The 13,147-nt window shown below is 66.3% G+C and carries 14 protein-coding genes; 2 read left to right on the top strand and 12 right to left on the bottom strand.

The window, feature by feature from the left end:
• Window positions 1–5: 5 nt before the first annotated feature.
• The 4 genes from KYC_RS04375 to KYC_RS04360 are packed head-to-tail and all read right to left on the bottom strand — an operon-like array spanning window position 6 to window position 3,983.
• Window positions 6–1,187, bottom strand: a complete 1,182-nt coding sequence (locus KYC_RS04375) for an ABC transporter substrate-binding protein (RefSeq protein ID WP_043517526.1) — start codon at window positions 1,185–1,187, stop codon at window positions 6–8.
• Between the two features lie 52 nt (window positions 1,188–1,239).
• Window positions 1,240–2,277, bottom strand: coding sequence for a branched-chain amino acid ABC transporter permease (locus KYC_RS04370; RefSeq protein ID WP_008159214.1), 1,038 nt, complete (start codon window positions 2,275–2,277; stop codon window positions 1,240–1,242).
• A gap of 3 nt (window positions 2,278–2,280) precedes the next feature.
• Entirely contained in the window at window positions 2,281–3,159 is an 879-nt protein-coding gene (locus KYC_RS04365) for a branched-chain amino acid ABC transporter permease (protein WP_008159212.1), read from the bottom strand.
• Window positions 3,159–3,983: an ABC transporter ATP-binding protein gene (locus KYC_RS04360; RefSeq protein WP_008159211.1), complete on the bottom strand. Its 825-nt coding sequence runs from the start codon at window positions 3,981–3,983 to the stop codon at window positions 3,159–3,161. The genes KYC_RS04365 and KYC_RS04360 overlap by 1 nt, the downstream gene beginning before the upstream one ends.
• Before the next feature lie 254 nt (window positions 3,984–4,237).
• On the opposite strand from KYC_RS04360, the gene KYC_RS04355 reads away from it, so the two are divergent.
• On the top strand, window positions 4,238–5,041 hold the full coding sequence (locus KYC_RS04355) for an enoyl-CoA hydratase/isomerase family protein (RefSeq protein WP_008159210.1): 804 nt from the start codon (window positions 4,238–4,240) through the stop codon (window positions 5,039–5,041).
• A 2-nt stretch (window positions 5,042–5,043) separates the two neighbouring features.
• Here the strand turns inward: KYC_RS04355 and KYC_RS04350 are convergent, their stop codons facing one another.
• From KYC_RS04350 to KYC_RS04340, 3 genes are read right to left on the bottom strand one after another with little or no spacing between them, the layout of a single operon-like run.
• On the bottom strand, window positions 5,044–5,823 hold the full coding sequence (locus tag KYC_RS04350; RefSeq protein WP_008159209.1) for an enoyl-CoA hydratase/isomerase family protein: 780 nt from the start codon (window positions 5,821–5,823) through the stop codon (window positions 5,044–5,046).
• The gene (locus KYC_RS04345) at window positions 5,820–7,049 is read right to left on the bottom strand and encodes a CaiB/BaiF CoA transferase family protein (RefSeq protein WP_008159207.1); all 1,230 of its coding nucleotides are present in this window, start codon (window positions 7,047–7,049) and stop codon (window positions 5,820–5,822) included. The genes KYC_RS04350 and KYC_RS04345 overlap by 4 nt, the downstream gene beginning before the upstream one ends.
• Window positions 7,050–7,051: 2 nt before the next feature.
• The gene (locus tag KYC_RS04340; RefSeq protein WP_008159206.1) at window positions 7,052–8,026 is read right to left on the bottom strand and encodes a Bug family tripartite tricarboxylate transporter substrate binding protein; all 975 of its coding nucleotides are present in this window, start codon (window positions 8,024–8,026) and stop codon (window positions 7,052–7,054) included.
• 125 nt (window positions 8,027–8,151) lie between these two features.
• On the opposite strand from KYC_RS04340, the gene KYC_RS04335 reads away from it, so the two are divergent.
• Window positions 8,152–9,093, top strand: coding sequence for a LysR family transcriptional regulator (locus tag KYC_RS04335; RefSeq protein WP_043517523.1), 942 nt, complete (start codon window positions 8,152–8,154; stop codon window positions 9,091–9,093).
• An 8-nt stretch (window positions 9,094–9,101) separates the two neighbouring features.
• On the opposite strand, the gene KYC_RS04330 is transcribed toward KYC_RS04335, so the two are convergent.
• The 5 genes from KYC_RS04330 to hscB form a co-directional block, all read right to left on the bottom strand.
• The gene (locus tag KYC_RS04330; RefSeq protein WP_008159204.1) at window positions 9,102–9,986 is read right to left on the bottom strand and encodes a methylglyoxal synthase; all 885 of its coding nucleotides are present in this window, start codon (window positions 9,984–9,986) and stop codon (window positions 9,102–9,104) included.
• Between the two features lie 168 nt (window positions 9,987–10,154).
• Window positions 10,155–10,349 (bottom strand): Fe-S cluster assembly protein IscX, encoded by a 195-nt coding sequence (iscX, locus tag KYC_RS04325; protein WP_008159203.1) that lies wholly within the window; start codon window positions 10,347–10,349, stop codon window positions 10,155–10,157.
• Complete coding sequence (gene fdx, locus KYC_RS04320) at window positions 10,349–10,690, bottom strand: ISC system 2Fe-2S type ferredoxin (protein ID WP_008159202.1); 342 nt, start codon at window positions 10,688–10,690, stop codon at window positions 10,349–10,351. The genes iscX and fdx overlap by 1 nt, the downstream gene beginning before the upstream one ends.
• A 9-nt stretch (window positions 10,691–10,699) precedes the next feature.
• Window positions 10,700–12,562 carry a Fe-S protein assembly chaperone HscA gene (hscA, locus tag KYC_RS04315; RefSeq protein WP_008159201.1) on the bottom strand — a complete coding sequence of 621 codons (1,863 nt, stop codon included), beginning with the start codon at window positions 12,560–12,562 and terminating at the stop codon, window positions 10,700–10,702.
• A gap of 72 nt (window positions 12,563–12,634) precedes the next feature.
• Window positions 12,635–13,147 (bottom strand): Fe-S protein assembly co-chaperone HscB, encoded by a 513-nt coding sequence (hscB, locus tag KYC_RS04310; RefSeq protein ID WP_008159200.1) that lies wholly within the window; start codon window positions 13,145–13,147, stop codon window positions 12,635–12,637.

The following is a 13,147-nucleotide window of genomic DNA, read 5'->3' as shown; positions in this document are numbered from 1 at the left end:
CTGCCTCACTTGAGCACGATCCAGTCCGACGCCGGCACCATCTGCTTCTGCTTCGTGTCGGCGCGGTAAATCCGGCCCACCGGAATGGAATTGCCCTTGATGGAGATCGGCACGCCGATCAGGCCGCCCGTGTCAAAGTCCTTGATACCGTCGAGCGATGCCTTCATATTTGCGGCGGTCAGCTCCTTGCCGGCATCCAGCGTGCGCTTGGCCACTTCCGAGAACAGCATGGCGGCCAGGAAACCCTGCATGTAGCCGGTGCTCTGGTATTGCGGGCGCATTTCGCGGATCTTCTTGAGCATCGGCGCGTCCGCGGCCGTGTCGTAGTAGTAGCGGTAAGGCATCACGCCCATGAAGCCCTCGGCGTCCTCGCCCATCTGCATCACGGTGGAATTGTCCATGGTCCAGAACGTGCCCATGTAGCGCGTCTTCAGGCCCATGCGCTTGCCCTGCCCCACGAACTCGGGAATGGGCGCCAGCACGTAACCGTGGAAGATCGTGAAGTCCGGATCGGCGCGGCGCAGCTTGATGACTTCGGTGGACACGTCCACGCTGCCGGGCGGCGTCATGATTTCCGTGGCGACCTTCAACCCCAGCTTCTCGGCCACCGCGCGCGAGCTTGCAATCGGGTCGCGGCCGAATTCAGTGTCCGAATACACAAACGCCACCTTGGCGCCCGGCTGCTCCTTCGCGATGTAGCGCAGCAGGATCCCGAACATCTCGGTGTAATCGGGCCCCAGCATGAACTGGGCGGGATACTTGGCCGGATCGTTCAGCTCGGTCGCGAACGACGCGCCGGTCATCAGAATGTCGCCCGTGCGGTTCAGCTCGGCGTTGATGGTCTTAGAAAAGCCCGTCGAATCACCGTAGTAGAAGTTCACTTTGTTCTGGCTGGTGATCTTCTTGAATGCCGCCACCGACGCATCCACCTTGTAGGCCGTGTCTTCCGGCACGTAGCGCAGCTTGCGGCCCTTGATGCCGCCCTGGTCGTTGATGATCTTCACGTAGTCCGTAATGCCGGCGTGAATGCCCTGGCCGGCAAACGCGAACACCCCGCTCAGCGGGATCGACCCGCCCAGGACCAGGTCCTCGGCCGCCTGGGCCGCGGGGGCCGCCGCCAATGCCGCCGCCAGGCCCAACGGGGCCAACAACCTCGATAAACCGCTGCCTATCCGGATGCGCTTCATGGTTTGTCTCCTGGGTCTTATGGGTGGCCGCCGTCACGCCGCGCGCGGGGCGCTATGTGCGAAACGGCCATAGGTGAAAGAAACGGCGCACGCGCCGCCAGATTTCCGCGAGTCCATGCGGCTCGAAGATCAGAAAGCCCACGATCAGCAGGCCGAACACAATGGTGCGCACGGGCGAGATCAGCCGCAGCGCATCGCCGCCCACGGGCAGCCAGCCGACGAACAGCTTGAGGAACTCGGGCACCATCGTCATGAAAATGGCGCCCAGGATGGAGCCCAGTATCGAGCCCATGCCGCCCACGATGATGGCGGCCAGGAAGAAGATGGACATGATCAGCGGAAAGCTCTCGGGCGTGACCACGCGGAAGAAGTACGCCCACAGCCCGCCCGCCACGCCCGCATAGAACGACGACAGCCCGAACGACAGCAGCTTGTAGCGCAGCAGCCGAATGCCCAGCACCTCGGCGGAGATGTCGCGGTCGCGGATGGCGATGAAAGCCCGTCCGATGCGCGTGCGGAACAGGTTCGCCGCCCCAAGCACCATCAGCGCCGTCACCGGCACGATCAGCCAGTAGATCTTGAACGAAGTGTCCAGGTCCATGCCCAGCACGCGGGCCGGCGGCACCTGCAGGCCGGTGGTGCCGCCCGTAAACTGCCAGTTCGCAAAAATGAAGTGTGCGATGAAAGACGCCGCGATCGTGGAGATCGCCAGATACAGCCCCTTCACCCGCAGCGAAGGGATGCCGACCAGCAGTCCGCCCACCATTGCGACCACGCCGCCGCCCAGCAGGTTGAGCAGCACTGGCGTGCCCAAGTGCAGTTCCATGACCGCCACCGTGTACGCGCCCAGGCCCATGAACGCCGCCTGCCCCAGGCTGACCAGTCCGGTATAGCCCGTCAGGATGTTCAGCCCCGTGGCGCTGGCGACGTTGATCGCCACCAGGCAGGCCAGGTACAGCCAATAGGCGTTCGCCATGAAGGGGAAGAGAATCAGCGACGCCGCCAGCAACGCCAGCCACACATGCTGGGTGCGGGTGTCGAACAGCGCCTCGTCGGCCAGGTAGGTCTGCTTGGCGGTCGCGATACGCATGGATCAGAGCCTCTCGATTTCACGGGTGCCGAACAGGCCGTAGGGCCTGGCCATCAGCACCACGACCAGCACGACGAAGGTGGCCAGCAGCTTGTATTCGCCGCCCAGGTAGGCCCCCGCCCAGGCTTCCAGCAGACCGATGAAGATGCCGCCGACCAGCGCGCCGGCCACACTGTCCAGGCCGCCCACAATCACCACTACCAGCACCGACAGGCCAAACACGCCCATCGACGAAGAAATTCCCCCGATGGCGCCCACGATCACACCCGACACCGCGGCGATGGCGCCGGCCGTCACCCAGGCCAGCGAGAACACCCGCGGCACGTTGATGCCCATGGCATAGGCCGCGCCCTGATCGGAAGCCGTAGCGCGCAGGGCCACCCCGCCGCGCCAGTAGCGGAACACCACCAGCACCAGCAGGGCCAGCACCACCGCCACCCAGAAGCCGTAGAAGACCTTCGGCGCCACGAAGGCCTCGCCCACCATGACGGGCGCGCGCGGCATGAACTCCGGCAGGCGCCGCTGGTCGGCCGTCCAGATGAGTTCGACCGCGCCCACCAGGATCGACGCCAGCCCCACGGTAATCATGAAGACGGAGATCGGCGATTCGCCGAGCATCGGCCGTATCGTCAGCCGCTCGACCACCGCGCCCAGCGCGCCGGACACCACGACGGCGCCCACGATGGCCAGCCAGATCGGCCACGCCATGCCGGTCGCGAACGCGTAGAACACATAGGCGCCCAGCATCAGGAATTCACCGATGGCGATGTTGACCACCCGCGTCGCCTTGTAGACGATGACGAAGGCCAGCGCGGCCAGCGCATACAGGCCGCCGCTGCCCAGCCCCGCCAGGGAGACCTCCAGGAAGAACAGCCAGTCCATCACGCCGCCTCCCGCAGGCGCCGCCGCAGGTCGCCCACATCGCCCGCACCCAGGTAGGCCTTGATGACCTCCGGATTGGCCTGCACTTCGGACGGCGTGCCGTCGGCAATGACCTGCCCGAAGTTCAGCACCACGACGTGGTCGGACAGGTCCATCACCATGCCCATGTCGTGCTCCACCATCAGCACCGTCAGGCCCCACTCCGACCGCGCATCCAGGATGAAGCGCGCCATGTCGTCGGTCTCTTCGCGGTTCATGCCCGCGACCGGCTCGTCCAGCATCAGCACCTTGGGGTTCATGGCCAGCGCCCGCGCCAGCTCCACGCGCTTTTGCAGCCCATAGGACAGCGCCGCCACTGGCGCGTGGCGAATGTGGTCGATCTCCAGGAAGTCGATGATGCGCTCTTCGATGTCGGCCCGCAGCGCCATTTCCTCGCGGCGCGCGCGCCCCAAGTAAAACAGCGCTTCCAGCACATTGGTGCGCAGGTGCGCATGGCGGCCAAGCTTGATGTTGTCCAGCACGGTCATGCCGCGGAACAGCGCGATGTTCTGGAAGCTGCGCGCCAGCCCCAGCCTGGCGCGCTCCGGCGCCGGCACACGCGTGATGTCGCGGCCTTCGAAGCGGATCTGCCCGGACGCGGGCTTGTAGAAGCCAGAGATGGTGTTGAACAGCGAGGTCTTGCCAGCGCCGTTCGGGCCGATGACCGTGGTGATGGACCCGGGCGCCACGCGAAAGCCCACGCTGGTCAGCGCCTTGACCCCGCCGAACGCCAGCGTCACTCCATCCGCCTCAAGCAAGGCAGGCCTGTCGGACTGATCCACCATTTGTCTCCCCGCTTTTTATGCGAAGTTTTTTTGCCGCCTTGGGCGGACATTTTTTACGACGGTGAACCTGGCGAACCCGCTAGGCAGGAGATGCAACGAACCTGTCTTTACCTACGCCAGTACAGCGCCGGAAAATCGTTCTATGCGTTACGCTAAGCGTGCTCAAAACAAAACCAAGCAAGCGCTCGGTTCAGACCATAGCATCGCGGTTTTTGGATCGACAGTTGGTATTTACCCGAAAACGGAGACAAACCATGACCCAGGATCTTCCGGTGTTCCAGACCCTGCTGCTGCAGACAGATGGTGCGCTCGCGACCGTCACGCTGAACCGCGCGGATACGCTGAACGCCATCGACGTCGCCATGGCCCAGGACCTCCTGCGGGCCGCGCAATGGCTGGAAACGCGCGACGCCGTGCGCGTCGTTGTGCTGCGCGCGGCGGGCAAGGCGTTCTGCGCGGGCGGAGACATCGGCATGTTCACCGGCGAGCCCGCCACCGTGCGCGCCACGCTATCGGACCTGTTCACACCGCTCAACGATTTCATCGCGCGGATCGCGCGCATGGACAAGCTCTGGCTGGCGCAGGCGCACGGCGTCGCCGCGGGCGCCGGCCTGTCGCTGGTGCTGGCGTGCGACCTGGCCATCGCCGACGCAGGCACGCGCTTCATGACGGCCTACCTGAAACTCGGCGCTACGCCCGACGCCGGCATGACGCATGGACTCATGCGCACTGTCGGCCCCAAGCGCGCACTTGACCTGCTGCTGCGTCACGACGCGTTCACCGCCGCCGACGCGCTGGCATGGGGCATCATCGCGCGGACAGCGCCGGCTGGCGAACTCGCCGACGCGGCGCAGGCCTATGCGCAGGACCTCGCTCGCCACGCGCCGCACGGCATCGCGGGCGCGAAGGCCCTGCTGCGCTCGGCCGCGCACGCCTCGCTGGAGACGCAGCTCGCCGAGGAAACGGCGCAGTTCCTGCGATCCGCCGCGCGCGCGGATTTCGCCGAAGGCGTTACGGCCTTCCGCGAAAAGCGCGCGCCGCAGTTTACGGGCCGATAGCGCTAACGCGCCGCGCCGGACCAGTCCGGCGCCCGCTTCTGCACGAAGGCGCTCAGGCCTTCACGGGCCTCGGGCGTCGCGGCGGCATTGCAGAAAACCTCTACCGCCGTCGCGATCCTGCGCCGGTACTCGTTGTCGTTGCCAAACACGAATGCACGCCGCCCCAGCGCCATAACCTGCGGCGGCTTATCCGCCAGGGACCTCGCCAGGCTGCGCGCCTGCTCCAGCAGTTCGGCAGCGGGCGCCACGCGCGTCACCAGTCCCATCCCGTGCGCTTCCTGCGCGCTGAAGGTCCTGCCCGTGAACAACAGGTCGAACGCCCGATGCTTGCCGACGATGCCCGGCAGATGCACATAGTGGATAGCCGGCAGCACGCCAACGTCGATCTCGGGATACCCGAATGTGGCCGTGTCCGCGGCAATGATCATGTCGCTGGAAATGGCCACTGTCATGCCGCCGCCGCGCACCGCGCCGGACACCACCGAAATCGACGGCTTGGTCAGGTTGAATTGCGCGTCGTACAGCTTGATGTACAGCTTCGTGAGCAGCTCGTGAATTTCCCCTGGCGCGCTCTGCAGCAGCTTCTTCATGTCCAGCCCCGCGCAGAACCGCCCAGGCAAGCCGCTGGCCAGCAGCACGGCGCGCACGCCAGGATCCGCATTGGCCTGCTCGAGCGCGGCAATCAGCTCGTTCAGCACGTCCACGTCCAGCGCATTCACCGGGGCGTGGCACAACTCGATTTCCGCGATGCGGTCACGGACTTCATAACGCAGATGCTTCATGCCGCGACTCCGTTGCGGGTGTTTTCCTGGACGCTGCCATTGGCGAGCATCGCCTCGATTTCCGACGCCGAGTAGCCCAGTCCGGCCAGAACTTCGCGGCTGTGCTCGCCCAGCATCGGCGCCGGCAGCGCGGCGTGGCGCGGCTGGCGTCCGAAGCGGATCGGCAGTCCCACGTTGCGCACTTCTCCCAGCACGGGATGCTGGCTGGTCACGATGAGTTCGCGCGCCGCCACTTGCGGGTGGTCCAACGCCTGGTCCAGCGTGTGAATGGCGGAACAGGCGATGCCGGCCGGCTTGAGCGCGTCCAGCCACTGCGCCACCGTGCGCGTGGCGATACGCGACTGCACCAGGGCGACGGTCGCATCGAAATTGCGCACGCGGTCGGCGTTGGTCGCGAAATCCGGCGCATCCACGTGCTCCTGCAGGCCCGCCACCGCGCAGAAGCGCTGCCATTGCGCGTCGTTGCCGACGCCCAGCATAAGATCCCCGTCGGCGGCGCGAAACGCCTGATACGGGCACATCGCGGGATGGCCGGTCCCCATGCGGCGCGGCACCTTGCCCGTGCGCCAATAGTTCTGCGCCATGTACGACATCAGCCCCAGCGACGTATCCAGCAGCGACACATCCAGGTACTGGCCCTTGCCCGTCTGGCCGCGTTCCAGCAAGGCGGCAAGAATGCCGCTCAGCGCGAAAGAGCCCGTCCCCAGGTCCACCGGCGAAAAGCTGGCGCGCGCGAAGTTGCCGTCCGGATCGCCCATCGTGCTGATCATCCCGCTGAAGGCCTGCAGCATGACGTCGTAGCCCGGCTCCTCGCCCATGGGGCCTTCCCGGCCATAACCAGAGATCTCGCAGTAGACCAGCTTGGGATTGATGCCGCTCAGCGTCTCGTAATCCACGCCCAGGCGCGCCGCAGTCCTGCCGCCAAAGCCTTGCAGGACGACATCGGCCTGCGCCGCCAGACGGTGCACGACGGCGCGGCCCTCCTCCGTCTTCAGGTCCACCGCCAGGCTGCGCTTATTGTGGTTCACGGCAAGAAAGGTCGCGGACTGGCCGGCGTCCTGCGGCAGCCAGGCGCGCGTGTCGTCACCCGTGCCCACGGGCTCGACCTTGATCACGCGCGCGCCCAGTTCGCCCAGATACTGCCCGCAGAGCGGCCCGGCCAGGACCTTGCTCAGGTCCAGGACGGTAATGTTCTTCAAGGGGGTCATGCGATTCGCTGCCGGCATGTTCACTGTTCCGCCTTCAGGCCGATGGTGTTCGCCGCCTGCGTCCACTGCGCCGTTTCATGCTTGAAGAACTCATCAAGCTTTGCGGGCGACACCTGGAAAGCCTCGGCGCCCCGTTCCTGCATCGCCTTGCGGTAGGCATCGCTGGCCACGACCTTCGCGACGGCGGCGCGCAGTTTCTGCACCACGTCGTCCGGCGTGCCAGCCGGCGTCTGCAGGGAGAACCAAAACTTGAGATCCAGGCTCGGATAGCCCGCCTCCTTCAAGGTCGGCACGTCCGGCAGCAAGGGGGAACGCTCGGCCGACGTAATCGCCAGGGCCTTGAGCCTGCCGCCCTGCACCTGGCCAATGCTGGTGGACATGCTGTCGAACAGGAAGTCGACCTGGCCGCCGATCACATCGGTCACCGCGTTCGCGCTGCCCTTGTACGCCACGCCCACCGCCTGGAAGTTGGCAAGCTTCTGCAGCGACGCGCCATATACGTGCGGCGAGCTGCCGGGCCCGAACGTGGCGTAGCTCAGCCCGTTCGGCGCGCCGCGCCCGCGCTCGACCAGCTCGGCCAGCGTCTTGACGGGCGTGCGCTCGGGATTGACGACCAGCAGGTTGGGCATCGCGCCAGTGGTGCCGACCGGCACATAGTCCTTCAGCGGATGCATCTTCGCGCTGGGATACATCAGCGGATTGATAGCCTGCATCGCCACCGTGTTGTGCATCAGCGTGTAGCCGTCGGCCGGCCCGTTCAGCACGCTCTGGTAACCCACATTGCCGCTGGCGCCGGGCTTGTTCTGCACGATGACCTGCTGCCCCAGTTCGCGCGCAAGGGGCTCGGCCACCAGGCGGGCGATGAAGTCGGTCGGCCCGCCCGCCGAAAATGGCACGACCAGCGTGATCGGCTTGGCGGGCCAGGCGTCGGCGAACGCCGGGGTGGAAAGGGTTGCCAGGGCCAGGCACGCGGCCTGGATTCTGTTGAGCGCCATGTTGTCTCCGATGTTTTCTTTGAGGTGACGCTCATTATCGGAAGCCGCTTGATATATTAGAAATACCGTTTAAATATGCAGGTCATAATAATTTTGTTATGGCCTAAATAGCAGGAGCGCCGTCCATGACTATGTCCATTCGCGCGATGCAGTGCTTTGTCGCCGTGGTTTCCACGGGCTCGATCAGCCGCGCAGCCGCGGCGCTGCACGTTGCGCAACCCGCGCTGAGCCTGCTGATCCGGAACCTGGAAGAAGACCTGGGCGTGGTGCTGCTGCACCGCAGCGCCCGCGGCGTCGCACCCACCGCCGCCGGTACGCGCTTGCTTGCGCACGCGCGCGAGATCCTGGGCCGCATCGACGCGGCGCGCGCCGATGTGCGCGAAGACATCACCGCGCCGCGCGGCACGGTTTCGCTGGCGATGTCGATGTCCATGGCCAAGCTGCTGACCGTGCCCCTGCTGCGATTCAGCCTGGAACACTGGCCCGGCGTCTATCTGAAGATCATCGAGTCCAGCACCGGGTACATTCCCGGCTTCGTCAGTTCAGGACACGCCGACCTGGGCCTGACGTTCAGCGACGACGCTTCCGTCGACCTGCGCTTCCAGCATCTGATTGATGAAGAACTGGTGGTCGTATCGCCGCCTGCAGCAAAGGCCGCCAGAAAGGCGGCCCCAGCCCTGCACGCACTGCCGGCCATGAGCCTGCGCGCCCTGGCGGAGCTGCCGCTGGTGCTTCCCGGCAATCCGCATAGCCTGCGCCGCCTGCTGGACGAATACCAGCAGCGCCAGCGCGTTGAATTCCGCGTCATTGCCGAGGCCAATGCCATTCCGCAGCTCATCGAGCTGGCGCAGGCGGGCGTCGCGCACACCATCCTGTCGTACGAAGCCGTGCGTCAGGAAGCCAGCCGCGGCCAGGTAGTCCTGCGCCGCATCGGCAAGCCCAGATTGACGCGCCCGGTTTTTCTTTGCCGTTCGGACGTGCTCCCGCTGTCGATGGCGGCGTCAGCAGTCGCCGACCGCGCCGCCCGCATCATCGCGGACTCGCGTCCGGCCGCAACGCCCGCCTAGCAGAACGTTCAGATAGTCCGTTTTTCCACCGCCTGCGCCCAGCGCCGCGCCACCGTGGGCGACGTCGCGCATGTGGCGGACGCCGTCACAACGCGCACCGCGCGCTCCAGCAGCTGGATGTCGGCTTCGTGCTGGCGGGCCACGTGCGGGTCTTCAAAGAAGATGACGCGCTGGCATTGATGCTCAAGCACCAGTTCCGCGATCTGCGCGTCGCCGCCCAGCGGCCCGCTCAGGTAACGATGCACCCAGGGCGTGTCCTTGGGCCAGCCGCGCGACCAGGCCAGCTCGTTCAGGCGGCCGCCCGTGGTGCCCGTAGCTACGCGCCGCGCGAAGCGCGACAGGACGTCGAAGTGCTCGCTGGCGAAGGCGACCATCTCGTCTTTGAGCGCATCGTGGGCGATCAGCGCCAACGTCTGGCCGGTGAAGTTGAAGTGACGCGATACCGACGCGTCGGGCGCCAGCCCCGCATGGATACGTTCTACTTCCATCCATTCGATCGCGCCGGCCAGCGTCGAGATGAACGGGCGGCCGTGCGTGATGCACTGGCGCTTGAGCGCCAGCGCCTCGGGGAAGATCGACGACGGATCCACCGGGTCTATCAGGTAGATCGCACCGTCGAAAGGCGCCTGTCCGTCGCGCCCTTCGGTCACACGCGCCACCAGCTTCATCAGGCCGCCTTCGCGGCCATAGGGATAGCGGATCAGTCCGCCATAGCCCTGCAGCATGCCCTCGCGCACGATAGCGTCATGGGTGCGCCCCACCGTGTGCAGTTGCACGCCCAGCTCGCGTATCGTGGAAGAGCACGCGCGCAGCCAGGTGAACAGAGCGGCATCGGGGGTTTCGTGGTGCAGTCGATTGGCGGCCAGGCCAAAACGCAATTGGGCAGCGGGCATCGGTAGACTCGGGCTGATAAGGACAACGTACGGATCCCCGATGATACCGTGGCCGTCGCAACCGCGGCATGACAGCGGCGGATTCCCTGCCTGTCCGCGCCCGGCCTGCCCCAGCTCGCGCAGCGGAAATGAAAAACGCTCCACAAGGGAGCGTTCCGGGCTTCGCGTTCAGTCGGCCTCGTCGATCCAGGCCATCTGGATGGCCTCCAGGATCTTCTCGCCGCAGTGGGCGGGGTCATCGCTGAACCCCGGCAGGGCCATGACCCATTCGCGCAACTGTGTGAACCGCAAGGTCTTGGGGTCCACGTCAGGGTGCGCGTCCACCAGCGCGGCGGCGATATCGTAGGTGTCGGTCCACTTCATCAATGGCCCTCTTTCGCGTGGTTGATCGTGTACTTGGGGATCTCGACCGTCAGGTCGGCATCGGTCACCAGGGCTTGGCACGACAGGCGCGACGTCGGGGTCAGGCCCCAGGCCTTGTCCAGCAGGTCCTCTTCATCGTCCGTCGCGTCTTCCAGGGAAGAATACCCCTGCTTCACCACCACATGACAGGTCGTGCACGCGCACGAGAGCTCGCAGGCGTGCTCGATGTCGATATGGTTGTCCAGCAGCACCCGGCAGATCGACACGCCCTTGGGCGCATCTTCGATCACCGCGCCGTCCGGACAATAATCGGGATGAGGCAATACAGTCAGTTTCGGCATAGCTTTTTATCAGGCGATTTCGTCAAGTTTGCGGCCGGCCAGCGCGGCGCGGATGCTGCGGTCCATGCGGCGCGCGGCAAATTCGTCGGTGGCGGCCGACAAGGCCTGCACGGCCTCGGTGACCGTATCCACGTCCCGGGCCTCCTGGGCCGCGATCGCGGCCTGAAGGCACTCGTCGACGCGCTTGCGCTCGTCCGCATCGAGCAGGTCGCCGTCGACGGCCAGCGCCGCCTGTACGGACTCCACGAGCTGGCGCGCATCCACCTGCTGTTCCCGCAGCATGCGGGCCTTGGCGTCGGAATCGGCCTGGGCCACGCTGTCGGCCAGCATCTGCGCGATTTCATCGTCCGACAGGCCATAGGACGGCTTGACGGACACCATGGCTTCCACGCCCTGGCTTTGCTCACGCGCGGTCACGCTGAGCAAGCCGTCCGCGTCCACCTGGAAGGTCACGCGGATGCGGGCCGCCCCCGCCACCATGGGCGGGATGCCGCGCAGCTCGAAGCGCGCCAGCGAACGGGAATCCGCCACCAGGTCGCGCTCGCCCTGCACCACGTGGATGCTCATGGCCGTCTGGCCATCCTTGAATGTCGTGAATTCCTGGGCGCGCGCCACGGGAATCGTGCTGTTGCGCGGGATGATGCGCTCGACCAGCCCACCCATGGTTTCCAGGCCCAGCGACAGCGGAATCACATCCAGCAGCAGCCAGTCTTCGCCGGGAGCCCGATTGCCCGCAAGCAGGTTGGCCTGCAGGGCCGCGCCCAGCGCCACCACCTGGTCAGGGTCCAGGTCGGTCAATGGTTCGGTGCCAAACGCTTTGGCCACGGCGGCGCGTACGACAGGCATGCGCGTCGCGCCGCCCACCATGACCACGCCGCGCACGTCGGCCGCTTTCAGCGACGCGTCGCGCAATGCGCTGCGGGCGCAGACGAGCGTGCGCTCGACCAGCGGCTGGGCCAGGGTTTCGAATTCGTTGCGAGTCAGGACCAGATCGACTTCGCGGCCGCCCGAGAGGGTGAGCTTGAGCGAGGCGGTATCGGCGTCCGACAAAGCCTCGCGCGCAGCGCGCGCCGCCATCAGCAAGGCGCGGCGGTCCGCGGGCGGCAGGTCGCCGGCGCTCAGCGTGGCCACGGCGCGATCCGCGATCAAGGCGTCGAAGTCGTCGCCGCCCAGCGCGGTGTCGCCACCGGTGGAGATCACTTCGAACACGCCTTGCGTCAGCCGCAGGATGGAAATATCGAACGTGCCGCCACCCAGGTCGTACACGGCATAGACGCCTTCGGCGGCGTTATCCAGGCCGTAGGCGATTGCCGCCGCGGTCGGCTCGTTCAGCAGGCGCAGCACGTTCAGCCCGGCCAGCCGGGCCGCGTCGCGCGTCGCCTGGCGCTGGGCATCGTCGAAATAGGCGGGCACAGTGATGACCGCGCCCACCAGGTCGTCGCCCAGCACGTCTTCGGCGCGCTGGCGCAATACCGCCAGGATCTGCGCCGACACCTCGACCGGACTCAGGTCGCCCTGCGCGGTGCGAATACGCACCATGCCCGGCGCGTCCACGAATTCATACGGCGCGCGCGAGGCTCGGGCCTCTTCCAGCGAACGCCCCATGAAACGCTTGACCGACACGACGGTGTTCAGCGGATCTTCGGCCTGCTGGGCCAGCGGCTCGCGGCCGGTGGTGACCTTTCCGTCCGGGAAATAGCGCACCGCCGACGGCAGCAAGGCATGGCCTTGGGCGTCGGGCAACACTTCGGCAACGCTGCTGCGCACAGCCGCGACCAGCGAATTGGTGGTGCCCAGGTCGATCCCGACCGCCAGCTTGCGCTGGTGCGGCGCGGGCGACTCGCCGGGCTCGGATATCTGCAATAAGGCCATGATTCTATTTTTCTGGTCAATAGGCCGCGCCGTGCCGGCGTCCGCATTGCGGCCGCCCCAGCGCGCCGTTGGCTATCCAGCGGGCTGCACGTGCGCCAGCTCTTGCGCCAGCTTGTCCACGAACATCCATTCCCGCACCTTGAGCCCGGCCGCCGCGTAGTCCCGCTCTTCGTCCAGCAAGCGGGTCAACGTAGCGCGCATCTCGGTGCGCGCGTCGTCCAGTTCGGATTGCAGCGCCTGCAGGGCTCCATTGTCCTCGCGCGCATCGTCCAGCATTTCGCGCCAGGTCATCTGCTGCATGAGGAAGGCCGTGTCCATGGACGTGTTGCTTTCGGTCTGAAGATCGACGCCGGCCTGCTCACACAGGTAGCGCGCGCGCAGCAGCGGATCCTTCAACTGGCGATAAGCTTCGTTGGCGCGAGCCGCCCACTGCATGGCCACGCGGCGTTCCGCGGGGCTGGCCGTGGCAAAGCGGTCGGGATGCACCTGCGCGGCGACGGTGCGCCAAGCGCCTTCAAGCGCCTGGGCGTCCAGGTCGAAGCGCGCCGGCAAGCCGAACAGGCTGAAGTGGTCGTCACCTGCCAA

It is taken from the genome of Achromobacter arsenitoxydans SY8 (assembly GCF_000236785.1).
GTDB classification, from domain to species: domain Bacteria; phylum Pseudomonadota; class Gammaproteobacteria; order Burkholderiales; family Burkholderiaceae_B; genus Achromobacter; species Achromobacter arsenitoxydans.
The sequence above is the reverse complement of the archived record's forward strand: the minus strand, read 5'-3'. Positions and strand labels throughout refer to the sequence as shown.